The organism is Pseudomonas sp. B21-028 (assembly GCF_024749045.1).
Lineage (GTDB): Bacteria > Pseudomonadota > Gammaproteobacteria > Pseudomonadales > Pseudomonadaceae > Aquipseudomonas.
Map to the genome: position 1 here is coordinate 3,679,963 of NZ_CP087184.1, position 20,009 is coordinate 3,699,971.

The following is a 20,009-nucleotide window of genomic DNA, read 5'->3' on the forward strand; positions in this document are numbered from 1 at the left end:
ACCTGGCGCAAAGATGAGCGTTACAGTTGATATTCCGCTGGCCCCCGTGCCTGAACAATTGGAGACTCCAGGCAGGCCTGTCCCGTCGACACAGGCCATTGCCCGAGGACATCCAATGCGCACCATCGGCCTTATCGGCGGCATGAGCTGGGAATCCAGCGCCGAATACTATCGCTTGATCAACCAGCAGGTACGGGACCGGCTCGGGCCATTGCGCTCGGCGCAACTGCTGATGCACAGCGTCGACTTCGGCCCGGTGGAGCAGGCCCAGCACGCCGGGCGCTGGGAGGATGCCGCCGCCATCCTGGTAGATGCCGCGCAACGCCTCCAGGCCGGCGGTGCCGAGTGCGTGGTGCTGTGTACCAACACCATGCACAAGGTGGCGGCGCAGATCCAGTCGGCCATTTCGATTCCATTCCTGCACATCGCCGACCCCACCGGCCAGGCCGCCCTCGATGGGGGCACCGTGACGGTCGGTCTGTTGGGCACGGCGTTCACCATGGAGCAGGACTTCCTCAAGGAACGGCTGAGTGCCCAAGGGTTGACCGTCCTGGTACCCGACGCCGAAGAGCGCCTGGCGGTGCACCGCATCATCTATGACGAACTCTGCGTGGGCGTGATCAACCCGGCATCGCGCGAGGTCTACCAGCAGGTCATCGAGTCCCTGACCCGCCGTGGCGCCCAGGCGATCATCCTGGGCTGCACGGAAATCGGCCTGCTGATCAAACCCGAGCACAGCGCCCTGCCCCTGCTCGACACTACCCACCTGCATGCGCGGGCGGCAGTAGCGTTTGCCTTGGATTGATCGACAGGCCTGAGGTGCCCGGCCTTGCTACAACCTGCTCAACGGAGCCGCGCCATGGCGAGGGTGTCAACCCAGCGCCCGTCACGCACCGCATAGTCACGCATCAGGCCTTCCGTCTCGAAGCCGAATTTACGGTACAGCCCGACAGCGGCCTCGTTGTCGGCGTATACCGTCAGCTCGACCCGTCGCAGGTTCATCCAGTTGTCCGCCACCTCCAACGCGGCGGCCAGCAGCATCGAGCCCACGCCCTTGCCTTGCCAGGCGACGGCAACGCCCATACCGAGGCTACCGCAGTGGGCACGACGGACACGCGAGTACTGCTCCAGCCCCAGGTTGCCAATGACAGTGCCCTGATGCAGCGCGACCAGTTTCACATGGCGTTCATCGTCCATCGCCAGACGCTTGCGCCAGACCTCGGTGGACTGGAACGGCATCTGTAGCACCTGACGGGTAACGGCCGGGTCGTTATACAGTGCGGTAACTGCGTCGAGATGGGCTTCAGTGAAACGGGCAATGGTGATCGTGGGCTCGGACATACGGCTCCTTCCTGGAAACGTGACATGGCCGTCGACTATAAACCGACGATCATCCGGTAGCGAATGTACAGACGCCATCGCGGGCAAGCCCGCTCCCACATTGGACTTGGATGGACGCAGCATGTGCAAACACCCCCAGACCCTGTGGGAGCGAGCCTGCTCGCGATGGGGTCGGAACATTCAATACCTTCATGACAGACCCACCGCTATCGCGAGCAGGCTCGCTCCCACAGGGGATCCGAGTGGTCGCTGGATTTGCGCACGACACCATTCCCACACTGGACTTGGATGTACGCAGTTTTTGCATACACCCCAGACCCTGTGGGAGCGAGCCTGCTCGCGATGGGGTCGGAACATTCAATATCTTCATGACAGACCCTCCGCTTCGCGAGCAGGCTCGCTCCCACAGGGGATCCGGGTGGTCGCTGGATTGCGCACGACGCCATTCCCACACTGGACTTGGATGGACGCAGTTTTTGCATACACCCCCAGACCCTGTGGGAGCGAGCCTGCTCCGGGCGGCGATCCGACGATGAGGCCTTCAGCGTCAGCGAATGTCCGGCTTATTGATGTTGCACCTGCACCATCGAGTTCACCTGCACTCGTGCGTGCATCTGTTCTGCCCCGCCGCCCCGGCGCATGCCGCGTACCGGGCAGGCGTCGAGGTAGTCCAGGCCGACCGCCAGTTTCAGGTGCCGGTCGGGACGGGTCAGGCGGTTGGTCACGTCGAAGCTGTACCAGCCGTCGTCCAGCCAGGCTTCGGCCCAGGCATGGCTGGCCAGATGAGATTCATCTTCGGTGTACAAGTAACCGGAGACATAGCGCGCCGGAATACCGAGGCTGCGCGCGCAGGCCAGGAAAGCATGGGTATGATCCTGGCAGACGCCCGCGCCACCGGCAAACGCCTCGGCGGCCGTGCTGCTGACAGCGGTCGTGCCCGGGCTATAGGGCATGCGCGCCGCAAGGCCCTCCATCAGATCGACCAGTGCCGCACGATCGCGTCGCCCTGCGCATTGTTCCATGGCGAATGCGCTGAGCGCGTCATCCGCCTGGGTCAGACGACTCGTGCGCAGGAACGGCAGCGGCGACTGCGGGTCCGGTTCCATCTCCACCGCCTGGTGGATTTCCACCTCGCCATAAGCGGTCAGCACCAAGGCGCCGTGGGGCTCGTCCATGGTCATCACATGCAGGATGTTGCCGTAGGGGTCGATCTGGCTGCGCACCAGTCGCGGCAATTCCAGATGCCATTGCAGGATGCGCTGGCGCTGGCTGTCCTTCGGGGTCAGGCGCAGGAACTGGATGCTGGTGCAGACTTCATCGGTATAGCGATAGGTAGTGTCGTGGCGTATGGACAGTTTCATACGACCTCCAGATAGGACTCGTGAACGGTCTGGCCCAGATGACGGATCTGGTCGATGAGGTCGGTCAGCCAAAGGTGCAGGCCCGACGCCAGGATCTCATCGATCCCGGAATACCGCAGGCGCGCATTCAGTTCCGCGGCCAGGCGCTGGGCCGGACGGCCGTTGTGGCCGGGCAGGCTGGCGAGGATCTGATCGAGTTCCTCGATGCAGGCATGCAACGAGCGCGGGACATCGGCGCGCAGCAGCAACATCTCCGAAACCTGCTCGGCATTCGGCGCATTACGGTAGATCTCGTTGAACGCCTCGAACGACGACAGCGCCCGCAGCAAGGCACTCCACTGGTAATAACCGCGCGCCGAACTGTCGCTGACCTCTTCCGACTCCTCGCCAAACATTTCGTAGCGTGCATCCAACAGGCGCAGGGTATTGTCTGCCCGCTCGATGAACGTCCCCAGGCGAATGAAACAGTAGGCATCGTTGCGCATGATGGTGCCCGACGTCGCGCCGCGGAACAGATGCGAACGCTCTTTGACCCATTCGCAGAAATGACTGATGCCGTAGCGCCCCAGGCCATTGCTGGCGATGTTGCGCATCTCCAGCCAGGTGGCATTGATGTTTTCCCACATGTCCGCGGTGATGCGTCCGCGCACCGCATGGGCATTGGTCCGCGCCGCCCGCAGGCAGCTGTAGATACTGCCGGGATTGGTTTCATCCAGGGCGAAGAAATGCAGCATTTGCTCGCTGTTGAGTTCGCCATTACGCGCGTTGTAGTCATCCAGCGTACCGGCCGCCAGCAGCGACATCGCCAGCTCGGCATGACCGTCGCTGCGCCCGGCCTGGGGCATCAGGGACAGCGAGTAACTGACTTCGAGCATACGCGCCAGGTTTTCTGCGCGCTCCAGGTAGCGGGACATCCAGTAGAGGTCCGAAGCGGTTCTTGAAAGCATGTCTTAATCCTCCACTACCCAAGTGTCCTTGGTGCCGCCGCCCTGGGACGAATTCACCACCAGCGAGCCTTCGCGCAGTGCCACGCGAGTCAGGCCACCCGGCACGAGGCGGGTTTCCTTGCCTGACAGCACGAACGGCCGCAGGTCGATATGGCGCGGCGCGATGCCACTTTCGACAAAGGTCGGGCACGTGGACAGGCTCAAGGTCGGCTGAGCGATGTAGGCCTCGGGACGGGCCTTGAGTCGTGCACGGAAGTCTTCGATTTCCGCCGCGGTGGCCGCTGGCCCCACCAGCATGCCGTAGCCGCCGGAGCCCTGGGTTTCCTTGACCACCAGATCAGGCAGGTTCGCCAGCACATGGGACAGTTCCTGGGGCTTGCGGCACTGCCAGGTAGGGACATTCTTCAGGATGGGTTCTTCGGTGAGGTAGAAACGAATCATCTCGTCGACGTAAGGGTAGATCGACTTGTCATCGGCGACGCCGGTACCGACCGCGTTCGCCAGCACCACATTGCCGGCACGGTAGACGGCAATCAGGCCTGGCACACCCAACATCGAATCGGGATTGAACGACAGCGGGTCGAGATACGCGTCGTCGAGACGCCGGTAGATCACATCCACCTGCTTGGGACCGGCCGTCGTGCGCATGTAGACATGGTCGTCGCGCACGAACAGATCGGCGCCCTCCACCAGCTCCACGCCCATTTCCCGAGCCAGGAACGCATGTTCGAAGTAGGCGCTGTTGAAGCGGCCCGGGGTCAGGACTACCGCGGTAGGGTTATCCAGCGGGCTCGAGCTCTTGAGGGTGTCGAGCAACAGGTTCGGGTAATGATCGATGGGGGCTACCCGTTGGGCGGCGAAGAGTTCGGGGAACAGACGCATCATCATCTTGCGGTCTTCGAGCATGTAGCTGACACCGCTGGGCGTGCGCAGATTGTCTTCCAGCACGTAGTAACTGCCGTCACCGTCTCGAACCAGGTCGACACCGGCGATATGGGCGTAGATGCCCCGGTGCAGGTTCAGGCCCTGCATCGCAATCTGGTAACCCTCGTTGGCCAGCACCTGCTCGGCGGGAATGATCCCTTCCTTGAGGATGTGCTGCTGGTGATAGATGTCGGCCAGGAACATGTTCAGCGCCTGGACCCGCTGGATGCAGCCCTGCTCGACCTTCTGCCATTCGCTGGCCTTGATGCTGCGGGGAATGATGTCGAAGGGAATCAACCGCTCGGTGCCCTGCTCGTCCCCGTACAAGGTGAAGGTGATCCCGGCTCGATGGAACAGCAGGTCGGCTTCGCGTCGGCGCTGCTCGAGCAGTTCGACCGGCGTGTCCGCCAGCCAACGTGCGAAGGCTTGGTAATGCGGGCGGCAGTCACCCTTGGCGTCATACATTTCATCAAAAAAAGCTCGGGGCATAGCCAACTCCCAGCCGCGTTCTACACGGCATTTCTTATTACTTCGTCATTCCAATGGTCCGGCCTTGCCTTGCGCTAATGAGCCCTGTTTTCTCTCGGCACCTCGATAGACATCCGTCTCTGGTGTGGCCTTTGCGTCTGGATGACGTGCGCCCCCTGTTAAATCCGCGTAATGAATTCCTCCGTCTGAAGCCATCGGTGGTTTGGCTTGGGTTGTTGAAGCGTAGCAAAGGCTATGCCTAAGCATGAAGCGGCAAAAAACCGGTGGAAAAACAGCGCGAAAATTACGATCAGGCGAAGTTCGCTGTCGTTTTTGCGACAAAAGCAGGCTCTAGAGCTGAAACGTTTTATTTCAGCTTCCCGTGGAGAGCGCGGGAACGGGTCGAATAGGTGCACAAAGACCGGTAACAGGGCGTGAATGCCCTGAAAGGGGGAAATTTTTACTCACTGCACGGGAGTCACGAGAATGTCTTGCCTGCCCACTCAGGCACAAACAACAAGGCATACCGATTCTCTCGGCATGCCTTTTTTCGTTGCGACCCGTCCCTGATGCCTTTTCTACAGTGTCTCGGAGACTTTCTTGAACACATCCTCAGGCACCCACCCTTTCCAATCGGCGGTGTGGTTACGCAAGTAATAGCGCGCCGTTTGCTCGGGGGTCTCCTTGTTGGAGACCATTCGGGTTGCCAGGGTCCGGATGGTGTCGGTTCCCACGAACATCGACTTCAGGAAAGGAATGACGCTCGGATGCTCTTCGGCGAACTTGGCTGAGGTGTATTTATTCAGCGGGATATCTGCATAGGCACAGGCTTGTCGGCTCCCAACGCCTTCCTTGAACTGGGCGAGGCTTTGCTTGATCGCTTCCCAGCAGGCTTCGCTGTAGGCGGGCTCCTCCAGACGCGTAAGGGCCAACTCACCCATCAGGGGGCTCGGATCCCAGTAGTACGTCATGAAGGGCTGCCCTTTCTCGTAAGCGGAGATGATCGCGGCATTGAGTGCCGACTCGGACTTGAGCTCCACTGGCGTGAACGTTTTATCGATCCCGTAGGTGGCCATCTTAATCAGGTTGATTTCCCGGCACGCCCAACTGCTGATGCAGTTCAGCCAGGTCGGCTTGCCCGACCCCGATGCCTGCTTGAAGACCTCGGCGTACCTGGGGAGATCGGCGACGCTTTTCAGATCGGGGGTCGTCGGCTTGATGCCGCGCCCCGCATCGCCCTTGATCATGTAGGTGGGGACATAGAAAGCCTGGGTAAGACGTTCATACGTGGGGCCGAAATCGAGGATGGTTTTCTTCGCCGTCTGATCCTGGACCCACTGTGGCATCAGCGAGGTAAACACCTCCATATTGATATCGATGGCACCGGTCTCCATCGCATTCTGCATCTGCGCAATATCAAGGCTGACGGATTCCACGTTCATACCGTATCCATGCTTGAGGATGTACATGGCGATATGATTGTCGATCTGGATATTTTCCCAGCCACCGTCGTAGAACCGGATCGGACGCGGGTCAGATGTCGCCAAAGCCCAGTGGGACGTCAGGCTCAGGATGAAGCACAGCACAGTACGCAAGAACATTGAAGGCATTTGAACTCTCCTATGAGTGAACGTTTTCTGCGGGGCGATGGGGCGCCGGGGTGGGTGAACCGGCAAGCGTTTCCACCACGATACTGGCGATCAGATCTCGCTGGCCTTCCACAAAGTAATGATCCCCGGCACAGAACACCGACCTGAACGCGTCGGTGGTATGTTCACGCCAGCCGGTGATGTGCACGCCAGTGGCGTAGGGATCGATCCGTCCGCCAATCGAGGTAATGGGCACCGCCAGCGGCGGATGGGCCCGGTACAGGTAGGTGTTATTGACTTCGTAGTCCGCCTTGATGATTGGAAGCATCAAGTCACGCATTTCAGCGTCATCGAACAGCGCCTGATTGTTGGCAAAATTCATTTCCTTGAGCATGGCGATGAGCTCGCTGTCACCCTTTTGCGCGGACTCACCATCCGATTCGTAATTGAACTGCAGGACATCCGAGGCGAATTGATGCTCGTTGTAGAAATGCGGTGCCCGGCTTCCGGCAAAAATCAGCTGTGAGGGGTACAGGTCATGCGCCTTGGCGAGGCGTTGCGCCACTTCAAACGCCTGGACACCGCCCAGGCACAGGCCAAGGAATGCGAACGGCCGGTCCAGGTAGGGCAGCAGATCCGGCGTCAGGTTTGTCACCAGCTCTTCCATGCGGGTGTACGACTTCTCCCCCAGTCGCGCATTGCGTCCGGGCAATTGCAACAGACAGAGCTCGATATGATCCGGTAGTCGATCTGCCCACCCCTTGAACACCGCCGGCCCGCCGCCCGCATAGGGAAAGCAGATCAAACGCAGCGTGGCCTGGGGTCGAGGGACTGGAATAACCAGGCAGCCGGAGGTCTGCTCCTCTTGCGACCTGGGTGGGCCAGCCTTTGTCGGCTCGACCGGATCGCCCGGACGGGCCGCCTCGACATGCTCGAGTACGAAATCGCCGATATCGTTGAGCGTGGCACCTACGATAAGCCTGCCCAGGGGGAAATTGATGCCGAGCTTTTTCAGACTGTTGCGAAATTCAACGGTCATCAGCGAATCAAACCCCATCATCGTGAGGGACTTGTCCATGGGCATCGCATCAGAGTCGAAGCCGCCTGCGACACGCGCTGCAACAGACCTCAACCGATCTAGGATGAACGCCTGTCGCTGCTCGCCATCCAGCGACGACACCGTGTCCAGGAAAGGAACCGTATCGCCCTCCGCCGTCGTCTCGCCCGTTGGATGCTGCGCGTCAATCAGCGACAGGTAGGGCCAGTCGCTGGATTGCAAGTGGGCCTTATAGGGCTTCCAGTCGATCGGCGCGATCCCCATGACACCTTGTGCGGACAGGTTGTCCCACAATCTCTGCAAGCCGGCTTGCGCGGATATGAAGTTGATGCCCAATGCCGACAAGCGCTTCTTGAAGACACTGTCGACCCGACTGGCCATGCCTTCGGAGGACCAGGGGCCCCAGGCGATGCTCAAACCGGGTAATCCCGAACTGACGCGGTTTTCCATGATGGCGTCCATCGCACTGTTGGCCGCGACATAGTTCGCCTGGCCCTTGAAACCCAGCGACGCGCTGATCGAGGAAAATCCGATGAAAAAATCCAGCGGCTGATCGCGGGTGACCCGATCCAGCACCTGGGTGCCCTGCAGTTTTGGCAACAGGACATGATGGAGGGACGACGCACTCAGTTTCGACAGGACAGCGTCTTCAACTGTCCCCGCCAATTGCAACACACCTCGTAGCGGCCATTGCAAAGTACCGATGTACGACGCCAGGGTTTCGGCGGCCTCACCCGTGGCGATATCCATACGCAGATAATCGATGCCCACCCCCTGGTGCCTGAAGCTGTCCAGCACGGTCGAGCCCGTTGCGTCCAGCGACTTGCGCCCAACCACCGCCAAATGACGGGCGCCCTTTTCCACCAGCCAGGCAAGGACCTCGCGCCCTAGCCCACCGAACCCGCCAACAACCAGATAGGTCGCTTGCGGACTTAACGCCATGTGCCTCGACTTCCCTGGGGAGGCTTCCACGAGCCTGGGTACATGGACGCCACCCTGGCGAATAGCGAATTGATCCTCCTGGCCGCTCGCAAGCATCAATTGCGCGGCAAGCGACAGATCGACATCCTCCAGGTCTGGCGGCAAGTCGATGAAGCCGCCCCAGGCCGCGGGCTCTTCCTGTGCGATCACTTTGGCCAATCCCCAAAGCGGCGCCTGTGCGACATTGATCAACGAAGAAGCCGAACGTACGTTGACCGCTGCGCGTGTCACGATCCAGAACCTGGCGACCTCTGATCTGGAGGCGCTCGCCAGTGCTTGCAGGGTCGCCACCACGCTGTAGAGACCGGTCTCCAGGGGAGCGAGGTCTTCCTGTCCTGAAAGGCGATCCTGGGAGGCTATCGGGTCGGTCCCGCCGAGGTGAACCACGCCTTTGAGCGGGCATTGCGCAGAGACTGGCAGCGACTGGAACAGCTCATGGAGGTCCTCGGGGAAACCGGTCCTGATGTGCCAGAGATGGGCGCTGACCCGGCGGCAATCATCGGCGAACAGCGCATGAACCACCGGCCCGTCAGTACTCGGCAGACTCTTGCCAATACCCTGGACCAACTCGCTGGTGCCGCCGATAAACAGCCACATCCCGCTAGGACTCTGATTGTCAACGACCGGCGTACGGCTGGGTTGCGGCACCCATTCCACGGTCGTCAGCCATTGCGACTTGGCTGGGACAGGACGCCCCAGCCAGTGGCAGGACCGCTGGAATGGGTAATTCGGGACAGTGACGCGTGTCGACGCCGAACCGTTCAGAAGCGTATTCCAGTCCAGCTCGACCCCGGACTCGAACAGCTGTCCCGCGCTTTGCAGAAGCTGGTCCCGATCGGCGATCTTACTGCTCAGGCTGGTTATCCAGCTGACCTGGTCGGCGTCATCAGGTTGCAGGCACGCCGCTCCGATCGTTGACAGCACCGCCTTCGGCCCAATCTCGAGGAAAGTGCGGCCGCCGTTTTCGAATGCGGCTTGGATGCAGTCCATGAAACGTACTGGCTGGCGAACATGTTCCAGCCAGTACTCCGGCGTCACCAGGCGCGCTGTCGCGATCTCTGCGCTGACGTTACTGATCAGCGGATAGCGCGGCGGCGACAGGCTGATACGCTTGAGAACGGAGGCAAAGGAGGCCAGCATCGGCTCCATCAGTGCAGAGTGAAACGCGTGAGAAACCTTCAGGCGCGTGAACTGGGTTTGCCGGGCATCGAGCACACGGTGGAGCCTGTCCAATTCATTCAACGCACCGGACACCACCACATTACCTGGGCCGTTGATGGCCGCGATGCTCAGGTCAATGGCATGTTCCGCCAGCAGTTGCTCCAACGCTTCGCCCTTGAGTGTGATGGCTGACATTCCACCATCCCGCGGCAGCGCCTGCATAAGGCGACCCCGCTCGGCCACCAGGGTCATACCGTCTTCCAGGCTGAATACGCCTGCGACGCAGGCCGCCGAAAACTCACCCAGGCTGTGCCCGAGCAGGATATCGGGGACGACGCCCAGGCTCAGCCACACCTGGGCAAGGGAATATTCCAGCGCAAACAACGCAGGTTGTGCGTAGCGTGTCTGATCGATCAGCCCGGCATCATCCTGCGCGGAAGGGAAAAGGATCGTGAGCAGGGAAACGCCCATGCAAGTCCGTGCAATCGCATCGCAGCGATCGAGAGACGCCCGGAACACCTCGTTATGCGCGTAGAGATCCTTGCCCATGCCTGGAAACTGAGCCCCTTGTCCGGTGAAGACAAACACCAGCCCAGGCTCCCCCGCAGGATCGACCCAGCGAATATCCTGATCGCCCTGTTGAAGCTTGGCGAGCAGGGCTTCTGTCTGGCGGGCCGATGCGGCATAACGAAAAGGGAACTCCGCCCGCCCGACCCGGGCGCTGTAGCAGATATCGCCCAGGGAAGGCGTCCCGGGACGTTCGAGCCATTCCCGGTATTGGGTGATCTGGTCTTTCAGGGCGCCGCGGTCCTTTGCGCAAAGCGCCAGGAGATAAGGACCGTCGGCCTCTTTCTCCGGACGGGCCGGCCGCAGGGGAGCCTCTTCGAGAACGACATGTGCGTTCGTCCCTCCCACGCCGAAAGAACTGACGCCTGCGCGACGCGGCAGGTCAGTGGCCGGCCATGGAACGGTTCGAGCGCTGATGAAGAACGGACTGCCGTCCAGATGAATGCCTTCGTTGGCCTGGGTGAAGTGCAGCGTGGCGGGAATCGTCCGGTGCTTGAGGGCCAACACGGTCTTGATAAAGCCTGCCACGCCAGCCGCGGCGATGAGATGACCGATGTTGGTTTTCACCGCTCCCAATGCACAGGTGTTTGCCCCGGCACCGTGCTGCGTAAACACATCTCTCAACGCTTTGAACTCGATTGGATCGCCCAATGGGGTCCCCGTCCCATGGGTTTCCACAAAGCCGAGGGTCGCAGCGCTCACCTCGGCATTCGCCAGCGCTTGCTCAATGACTTGGGCTTGTCCCTGGGAACTGGGAGCGGCAAAGCTGACCTTATTGGAGCCGTCGTTATTGATGGCCGACCCCTTGATGACCGCCTGGATGGCATCGCCCGCCTCCAGGGCATCGGCAAGACGCTTGAGCGTGACCAGCCCGGCACCGCTGCCAAAGATCGTTCCCTGCGCGGACCCATCGAACGCCCGGCAATGCCCATCCGGCGACTGGATCATTCCCTCCTGGTAGACATAGCCCATGGCATGCGGGACCAGCACGGTCACGCCGCCGGCCAACGCGACATCGCACTCGCCCAGCAATAGGCTTTGACACGCCATATGGATCGAGACCAGCGAGGTCGAGCACGCCGTCTGAATGTTCAGCGCGGGCCCCCGCAACCCCAGTTTGTAGGCGATCCGCGTCGACAGATAATCCTTATCGTTGCCCAGCAGATTCATGAAGCCTGCGCTGCTGTCCAGGAAACCGCTTTCGCCGGTCCCTTCGCCTAGAACCTGGTTATGAAGATAATCGTTATGGCCTGCACCGGCGAAAACACCGATGTTCAGTGCTTCACGATCCTTGCTCAAGCCCGCCGCATCCAACGCCTCCCAGGCGCATTCGAGCAGCAGACGATGCTGGGGATCGGTAATCGCCGCTTCGCGGGCCGGCATCTCGAAGAAGCCGGCATCGAACCGATCGACATTGTCCAGCCGGGCCGCTCTGGCGACGTAGTCCTCTCGGTCAGCCTGTTCAGCTGCCACACCGGCCTCCAGCAAGGCCCCCAGCGAAATGGAGTCGATGGATTCCCGTCCCGAGACCAGGTTTTCCCAGAAGGCGTCAACGGAGTCGGCACCGGGGAATCGGCAAGCCATGGAAATGACGGCAATCTCATTCCCGTGATAATTGGTTTCGCTCATCCTCTTCTCTCCCAAATTTGAAAGTGACTTGGCACATGGCGCCTATAACTGCTTCTGGCGTCTACGCGCCGCTGATCTGATGGCGGCGGTCCTGCGGTCCACACTGGAAGAAGGAAACGGATTCTTGGACGAGGCGTCACCCGATCCCAGCTTTTGGTTGATCAGGCGGGTTTGCGCGTCAAGGCTGTTCACCTCGAACAACTCCGTGACTTGAAGGTTCAAGCCAAAGGCATCGTTCAATGCCCGGGTCAGGTTGACGATGAGCAGAGAGGATCCTCCCTGCGCAAAAAAGCTCAGCGTCGGATGTATCGAGGCATTCATCAGGATGTCTGACCATATTTGCGTCAGGCGCTGCTTGACCGACAACGACTGATCGTCCGCGGGCAAGCGCCTGGAGTGGACGCGAGGCGCAAACCGCTCCAGGGCGGCGACATCCAGCTTGCCGTTGAACGTCAGCGGGAAACGCTCCAGGAAAATGAAATGAGCGGGGATCATGTAGGCAGGCACATGAGCTCGCAGAGATGCCTTGAGTTGCTCGATGAGCTCTTGCCGCATAGCGGCATCCCCGATTTCCCGGACAGGAGGGGGTTCCATCTGCATGTCGCTCAACGCAGGACGCGGCTCGAACGTAGGGTCCAGGCTGTCATGGGGCCCCACGAATATGTCCATTGTCCCGGCGGGGAGGCTATCGCTCCAGCGTACTTTGGCCTGGCGATGACGGCTCGCCGCCCATTGACGAATGTATTCCGGGTCGCAGGCCTCGCTCGGGCGGATCGAAGAGCCGCCTTCGGCAAGCTGAAGATCCAGGCTGATCCTGACGTTCGGAACACCCGAAAGCACGAACGACGAAGGCATCGATGCCAGCCATTGACCCAGGTCCTGTGCGTGAAGACGCTCGTGCGGATACGAATAGCGTGCTGCCGGCGCCAGAATCGCTCGGTCATCCCTGTCGAGCCTGATGATGACGTCGTAACGATAACGGGTCATTTCATCCTTGCCCTGCCCCGTTCGCAATTCAGTCTCTACGTGGACGACTCGCTTCACTGCATAGGCCAGTTGCTTGATCTGCAGAGGATCCAGCCACAACTCCCCTTCTCCGATCACGGGAAGTGCGCGCCTCAGTTGTTTCCGTGTACGGCTCGCGGCGGCAGACAAGACCTGTTTCAGGGACGCGTAAGGCACATCACCGATGACAATCACGCCACCTTTGCGACACAGGCCGACAGCTTTTTCAAGTACACCGACAAGGTAGGCCGTGTCCGGGAAGTACTGGATGACCGAATTCAGGAGAACAACGTCGAAAGGCGCCTCATCCAGCGCGTCCAGCTCATGGGCCGCCCTCTTCATCACCACACGGGATGCCTGGGGACTGGTGACCTGCTCCAGACGCAAGCGCGCGCGCTCAACCGCCGCCTCGGAGGCATCGCAACCGACGTAACGATGGAGGCCGCTCTCCAGCAGAACCGCCCCCGTCATGCCAATACCGCAGCCAACATCCAGCACCGAGTGACCGGCGAACTCCAGGACCCGCGAAGCCGTCGCCTGCACCCATTCACGCAAATCGCTGTCCGGGATCAAGTCGCCTGAGAAACTTGAGGTGTAACCACTTTCGGCACTGGCGACCTCGTTTTTCTGGGCCGACAGGTAAGCGGCTTCCCACACGTCGAGCCAGACACCGGCATCCGCGTCGCGTTGGCTGGACGCCTGGTTATCCAGCACCACATAGGCAGCCAGCCTGCGGTCATCAGGCGCATGTTCCACCAGCGTGACGACCGATTGACTGACCAGCCCGGACTTATGAAGGGCCGACTCGATCTCGCCGGGCTCGATACGATAGCCATTCAGTTTGAGTTGCCGGTCCTTACGTCCGATAAAAACCAGCGAGTTATCAAGCCGTTGTCGAACCCGATCGCCGGTGCAGTAGGTCGCTGAAGCGCCACCTGTCTCAGCTCCTTGAAATTTCTCCGCGGTCAGATCGTCCCGATTGAAATAACCCGCGCTGACCCCGGGGCCACTGATCACCAGTTCGGACCCCGAAGGGTCTTGCGATTCAGACAATCGAAAACGCGTACCGGGCAAAGGCTGGCCTATGGGGACACTGGTCGCTGAACCGGTGAAGTCGCTGGCTTGCAGGCGATGGCAGAAAGACCAGATCGTTGTTTCTGTCGGTCCATAGAGGTTCCAGGCCGCCCTCGCCGAGCGGAAGATTATTTCACCCAATTCAACGGGCAATGTTTCACCGCCACACAGCGCTCCGACGGCGCAGGTACGGGGCCACCCTGCCGCTATCAGCAGCCTCCAGGTAGCCGGGGTGGCTTGAAGCAAGGCCTTGTCGCAGTGGTCGAGCAAGTTCGCGATCGCCTGGCCATCCCGGCTCTGTTGCTCACTGGCCAGGTACAGCGTGCCACCTTGGGCAAGAGGCAGGAAAAACTCCAGGATGGAAATATCGAAACCATAGGTCGTGGTGGAAACGAGCGCTCCCCACGCCGGAAAATCAATCACCTCATTGATCGCAGATAAGAAATAAGCGAGGTTCTGTCGACGGACCATCACCCCTTTGGGAAGCCCCGTTGAACCCGAAGTGAACAATATGTAGGCCAGCGAGAGGTCATCGACAAGGGGTTCGAAGAACAATGTCGAATCACACCAGTCCACCGCCTCGATATCCAGGCATGTGCCTATGGGCCACTGTGAAAGATCAACCGACTGAGATTTAATCACGGCGTCCAGATGGGCGAGCCTGGAGATCAGTTCATTACGCTGCGGTGGTGAATCCGGAGGAAGTGGAATAAAGATGGCGCCTATCGACAGAACCGCAGTCAAGGCCACGATCAGATCAGGCTCCCTGGGTAAGTGGATTCCGATCTTGCTTCCCACGCCAAGACCTTGGCTCAAGAGGTGCTTGGCGAGTGCTTTTCTTCGATTTGAAAGTACCGCATAGGTGACTGGCTGACCTTGAAACACTATCGCTGTTCTTTCAGGATACTGATCCGCCCATTCATCGATTTTAGTGACAAGATCCAAGGCAATGGGTAGATCGTCGATAAGGTTTGTTTTCCGCTGCATCATTCCAAGAACTCCTTCTACCGCTTTCGGCATACAGAATTAAAATGGGCATGCATGCAGTGCCAAATGACCAGCAGAGGTATTCGGCACAACAATATCAGTCACCCTCCATGAGGAGAGCCATAGTTTAATGACGATCATTTATAACTAAGCAAAAAGACCCCAACAAGAACGGTGCCTATTCCGACCTTTTGTCCCAGGGTGGTTATTTCCCTGTAAATGGCAATGGCCAATAACACCGTTACTCCGGAGTACACGGAGCTGATAGGCGTAACAAGCGAGAGATCACCCACTTTGGAAGCGAAGATGTAAAACACCCAACCTGCATTGACCAATATAGAGTGCGTAAGAAAATATCCTCCACGACGCCGGGTCAGATCACCTTTTTCCAGCCGACCGTTTTTGCTCAAAGCCAATGCCATGAAAAGAACAGCCTGGGTTAACGCGGAATAGAAAAAAGCATTGGTGACATCAAGTGTCTTTGCGGAAAAACCAAGAATGAAGAAGGCCACGCCAAAACCCACCATGGCCAGGATGGCCTGGAGAAAGCCTTGTGAGCCACCGCGCAACGATTGGAAGATATTGCCGGAGGTCATGACAATACCGATAAAAATAATCGATACAGCGAGCCAGGCAACCGGAGCCAGGCTTTCCCGGAGAAAAATGATGGAGAAAAAAATAGTGACGAGACTATAGGTAGAGGCGATCGGGGAGACCAGGGATAAATTGCCGACTTCACAGCCACGCATGTAGAAATAATACCCGGACACATACGCGGCAGAACTGCAGGTAATGATCAACACAGCGGTCGCATCAAACCTGAGTTGATGGGAAGCGATCAAATACACGCCGAGAAGGAGTGCAACAGCAAAAGTAAATATGTTACGAACCAACATTGTTTTCGCGGTGCCTAATTGGCGAATCATAAGGCTTTGAATAAAGTCCGAGATCCCCCAACACAACATCACCATCAGCCCGCCAAACACTCCGCTATCCATGCCAAACAACTCCAGTATTCTCATCAGACAGGCCATCTTGGCCAAGTCTTGTGCGTGCCCACCCGGCAACGCTTTGGAAGCCTATATTCAGACAACAGATTGTCAATTTGTTCTTTTAGTTCAATTTGCGATTAGCTTATGCCTTTACTGTAATCAGAAAACGCCACGCGCCCTTGCCCCCAAACGCTGGGCCTCACCCCTTGTGCAATTTCTTTGGCATCGGACGCCTGCTTTCTCTCGCCCTCCTTCGCCACCCGTGATCTCTCCGAGCGTTAGGCGGGCCCCTCCTTGCAAGTCCTTCTGTCGCCTCCTCGCGAACAAACTCTACGGAGGCACTTGCGCAGGCAGTATTATGGTATACCATCATACGCACAGACATCTTTCACCCGTCCACGGAGCAGCTCATGAGTTTCGAAATTCGCAAGATCGTCAGCTATGTCGAAGAAACCTTTATCGAAGGTGGCAAGGTCACGGATAAGCCGGTGACCATGGTCGGGCTGGCGGTGGTCATGAAAAACCCTTGGCTGGGTCGTGGTTTCGTCGAAGACCTGAAGCCGGAAATCCGCGCCAACTGTTCAGATCTCGGTGCGCTGATGGTCGAACGCCTGGTGGGCATCATCGGCGGTGCGCAGAAAATCGAAGCCTACGGCAAGGCCGCTGTCGTCGGCGCCGACGGTGAAATCGAGCACGCTTCCGCCGTGATCCATACCCTGCGTTTCGGCAATCATTACCGCGAGGCGGTCAAGGCCAAGAGCTACCTGAGCTTCACCAACAAACGCGGCGGCCCTGGCACCTCGATCCAGATCCCGATGATGCACAAGGACGACGAGGGCCTGCGTTCGCACTACATCACCCTGGAAATGCAGATCGAAGACGCACCGCGCGCCGACGAAATCGTCGTGGTGCTGGGTTGCGCCGATGGTGGTCGCCTGCATCCACGCATCGGCAACCGCTATATCGACCTGGAAGAACTGGCCGCCGAGAAGGCGCAATAATTCAGCCCGGCCCCATAACAAGAAAAGGCATGCAGGAGCGCTCCATGATTCGGCTCACCGCTGAACTCACCCCGGCCGGCACCAGTTACCTGGCGACCGGCCAAGGCCAGCCCGTGGTCTTGATCCACGGCGTGGGCCTGAATAAAGAAATGTGGGGCGGCCAGGTCGTCGGCCTGGCCACTAAATACCGAGTGATTGCCTATGACATGCTCGGCCATGGCGCCAGCCCACGCCCGGCCAGCGGCACCGGTTTGCTCGGCTACGCCGACCAGTTGCTGGAGCTGCTCGACCACCTGCAACTGCCTCAGGCCACGGTGATCGGTTTCTCCATGGGCGGGCTGGTGGCACGTGCTTTCGCCCTGCATTACCCGCAGCGCCTGCAAAGCCTGGTGGTGCTCAACAGTGTGTTCAACCGCAGCCCCGAGCAACGCGCCGGGGTCATTGCCCGTACCGCCCAGGCCGCCGAGCATGGCCCGGACGCCAACGCCGAAGCGGCGCTGTCACGCTGGTTCAGCCGCGAATACCAGGCGGCCAACCCGGCACAGATCGCCGCGCTGCGCCAGACCCTGGCGAAGAACGACCCCCAGGGTTATCTGACCACTTACGAACTGTTCGCCACCCAGGACATGTACCGCGCCGACGACCTGGGCAGCATCCAGGCGCCGACGCTGATCGCCACCGGCGAGCTGGACCCGGGTTCAACCCCCGAGATGGCTGAGCAACTGGCCGCGCGCATACCCGGTGCCGCCGTTGCGGTGCTTGCCGAGCAACGGCATATGATGCCGGTGGAATCGCCACGCCTGGTCAACCAGTTGCTACTGGAATTCCTCGACAAGGCGTACGCCCAACACAATCCAATAAAGGGGATCGTTGCATGACACTCGCACGCTTCCAGATGTGCATCGGCGGTGAATGGGTCGATGCCCTGTCCGGCAAGACCTTCGAAAGCCTGAACCCGGCCCTGGCCCAGGCCTGGGCCGAACTGCCCGATGCCGGCGAAGCCGATGTCGAACGCGCCGTCCAGGCGGCGCAAACGGCTTTCGAAAGCCCTGCCTGGCGCGGCCTTACCGCAACCGCCCGGGGCAAGTTGCTGCGTCGTCTCGGTGACCTGATCGCCGAGAACAAGGAACAACTGGCCCAGCTGGAAAGCCGCGACAACGGCAAGCTGATCCGCGAAACCCGGGGCCAGGTCGGCTATCTGCCGGAGTTCTTCCACTACACCGCGGGCCTGGCCGACAAGCTCGAAGGCGGCACCCTGCCCCTCGACAAGCCGGACATGTTTGCCTACACCGTGCACGAAGCCATGGGCGTGGTGGCGGCAATCATTCCCTGGAACAGTCCGCTGTACCTGACCGCGATCAAGCTTGCCCCGGCACTGGCGGCCGGCAACACTATCGTGATCAAGCCGTCCGAACATGCCTCGGCAACCATCCTGGAGCTGGCACGCCTGGCCCTGGAAGCCGGCTTTCCAGCGGGCGTGGTCAACGTCGTGACCGGCTACGGCCCGAGCACCGGCGCCGCCCTCACCCGCCATCCGTTGGTTCGCAAGATCGCCTTCACCGGCGGCGCCGCCACGGCTCGCCATGTGGTGCGCAGCAGCGCGGAGAACTTCGCCAAGCTGTCCCTGGAACTGGGGGGCAAGTCACCCAACATCATCTTCGCCGACGCCGACCTCGACAGCGCTGTCAACGGCGCGATTGCAGGGATCTATGCGGCGTCGGGCCAGAGCTGCGTGTCCGGTTCACGGTTGCTGGTGCAGGACGAAATCTACGATGAGTTCGTCTCGCGCCTGGAAGAACGCGCCAAGCGCATCCGCATCGGCAGCCCGCAGGACGACAGCAGCGAAATGGGCCCTATGGCCACCGCCCAGCAACTGGCAGTGGTCGAAGGCCTGGTCGCCGATGCCATCGCCGAGGGCGCGCGGCTGCGCCTGGGTGGCAAGCGTCCGCAGAACCTGGGCGAAGGCTGGTTCTATGAACCGACCCTGTTCGAATGCGACCACAATTCGATGAAGATCATGCAGGAAGAAGTCTTCGGCCCGGTGGCCTCGGTAATTCGTTTCAAGGACGAAGCCGAAGCCCTGGCCATCGCCAACGACTCGCAATTCGGTCTCGCCGCCGGCATCTGGACCCGCGACCTCGGCCGCGCCCATCGCCTGGCCCGGGACGTGCGCTCGGGCATCATCTGGGTCAACACCTACCGTGCCGTCTCGGCCATGGCGCCTATCGGCGGCTTCAAGAACAGCGGCTACGGACGTGAAAGCGGCATCGATTCGGTGCTGGCCTATACCGAACTGAAAACGGTGTGGATCAATCTCTCTCAGGCACCGATGCCTGACCCCTTCGTGATGCGCTAGGAGACCGCCGCCATGATCGAACCCGGCATTTACAAAGAAGTCATGGGCTCGTTCCCCTCCGGCGTCACGGTGGTCACCACCCTGGACCCTGAAGGGAACATCGTCGGCATCACCGCCAGTGCGTTCAGCGCGCTGTCGATCGACCCGGCGCTGGTGCTGTTCTGCCCCAACTACGCTTCCGACACCTACCCGATCCTGCGGGACAGCAAGCAGTTCGCGATTCACCTGCTGTCCGCCGACCAGACCGCCGAAGCCTACGCCTTCGCCGGTAAAGGCAAGGACAAGGCCAAGGGCATCGACTGGCACCTGAGCGACCTCGGCAACCCGATCCTGGCCAAAGCCACGGCGATCATCGAATGCGAACTGTGGCGCGAATACGACGGTGGCGATCACGCAATCATCGTCGGCGCGGTGAAGCACCTGATCCTGCCCGAGCAGCCGGTCACGCCGATGATCTACCACAAGGGCAAGCTGGGCGCCTTGCCCGCGTTGGGCTGAACGGCGCAAGGAGAACCTGAGCCGAACACTGTTGTGGCGAGGGGATTTATCCCCGCTGGGGCGCGAAGCGG

The 20,009-nt window shown here is 60.1% G+C and carries 13 protein-coding genes; 5 read left to right on the forward strand and 8 right to left on the reverse strand.

From position 1 onward, the window contains the following. Positions 1-115: 115 nt before the first annotated feature. The gene (locus LOY35_RS15955) at positions 116-805 is read left to right on the forward strand and encodes an aspartate/glutamate racemase family protein (RefSeq protein ID WP_258624684.1); all 690 of its coding nucleotides are present in this window, start codon (positions 116-118) and stop codon (positions 803-805) included. Positions 806-843: 38 nt separating this feature from the next. Here the strand turns inward: LOY35_RS15955 and LOY35_RS15960 are convergent, their stop codons facing one another. From LOY35_RS15960 to LOY35_RS15995, 8 genes are all read right to left on the reverse strand, one after another. Next, a complete protein-coding gene (locus tag LOY35_RS15960) occupies positions 844-1,341 on the reverse strand; it encodes a GNAT family N-acetyltransferase (RefSeq protein ID WP_047698788.1) in 498 nt (165 codons plus the stop codon). Between the two features lie 563 nt (positions 1,342-1,904). Beyond that, on the reverse strand, positions 1,905-2,702 hold the full coding sequence (locus LOY35_RS15965; protein ID WP_258624688.1) for a transglutaminase family protein: 798 nt from the start codon (positions 2,700-2,702) through the stop codon (positions 1,905-1,907). Beyond that, positions 2,699-3,649, reverse strand: a complete 951-nt coding sequence (locus LOY35_RS15970) for an alpha-E domain-containing protein (RefSeq protein WP_258624691.1) — start codon at positions 3,647-3,649, stop codon at positions 2,699-2,701. Before LOY35_RS15970 ends, LOY35_RS15965 begins: the two co-directional genes overlap by 4 nt. 3 nt (positions 3,650-3,652) lie before the next feature. After that, positions 3,653-5,062 carry a circularly permuted type 2 ATP-grasp protein gene (locus tag LOY35_RS15975; RefSeq protein WP_258624693.1) on the reverse strand — a complete coding sequence of 470 codons (1,410 nt, stop codon included), beginning with the start codon at positions 5,060-5,062 and terminating at the stop codon, positions 3,653-3,655. Between the two features lie 557 nt (positions 5,063-5,619). Then, the gene (locus LOY35_RS15980; RefSeq protein WP_258624694.1) at positions 5,620-6,651 is read right to left on the reverse strand and encodes a glycine betaine ABC transporter substrate-binding protein; all 1,032 of its coding nucleotides are present in this window, start codon (positions 6,649-6,651) and stop codon (positions 5,620-5,622) included. A 10-nt stretch (positions 6,652-6,661) separates the two neighbouring features. Continuing rightward, positions 6,662-12,025 (reverse strand): type I polyketide synthase, encoded by a 5,364-nt coding sequence (locus tag LOY35_RS15985; RefSeq protein ID WP_258624695.1) that lies wholly within the window; start codon positions 12,023-12,025, stop codon positions 6,662-6,664. Between the two features lie 42 nt (positions 12,026-12,067). Then, on the reverse strand, positions 12,068-15,094 hold the full coding sequence (locus LOY35_RS15990) for an AMP-binding protein (RefSeq protein WP_258624696.1): 3,027 nt from the start codon (positions 15,092-15,094) through the stop codon (positions 12,068-12,070). Positions 15,095-15,228: 134 nt separating this feature from the next. Further along, a complete protein-coding gene (locus tag LOY35_RS15995; protein ID WP_258624697.1) occupies positions 15,229-16,089 on the reverse strand; it encodes a DMT family transporter in 861 nt (286 codons plus the stop codon). A gap of 404 nt (positions 16,090-16,493) precedes the next feature. Between LOY35_RS15995 and LOY35_RS16000 the strand changes: the two genes are divergently transcribed. From LOY35_RS16000 to LOY35_RS16015, 4 genes are read left to right on the forward strand one after another with little or no spacing between them, the layout of a single operon-like run. After that, on the forward strand, positions 16,494-17,084 hold the full coding sequence (locus LOY35_RS16000) for an amino acid synthesis family protein (protein WP_258624700.1): 591 nt from the start codon (positions 16,494-16,496) through the stop codon (positions 17,082-17,084). A gap of 44 nt (positions 17,085-17,128) precedes the next feature. Next, the gene (locus LOY35_RS16005) at positions 17,129-17,962 is read left to right on the forward strand and encodes an alpha/beta fold hydrolase (RefSeq protein ID WP_258624702.1); all 834 of its coding nucleotides are present in this window, start codon (positions 17,129-17,131) and stop codon (positions 17,960-17,962) included. Next, a complete protein-coding gene (locus tag LOY35_RS16010) occupies positions 17,959-19,440 on the forward strand; it encodes an aldehyde dehydrogenase (RefSeq protein ID WP_258624704.1) in 1,482 nt (493 codons plus the stop codon). The genes LOY35_RS16005 and LOY35_RS16010 overlap by 4 nt, the downstream gene beginning before the upstream one ends. 12 nt (positions 19,441-19,452) lie before the next feature. Next, positions 19,453-19,938, forward strand: a complete 486-nt coding sequence (locus LOY35_RS16015) for a flavin reductase family protein (protein WP_041022987.1) — start codon at positions 19,453-19,455, stop codon at positions 19,936-19,938. Positions 19,939-20,009: the final 71 nt, after the last annotated feature.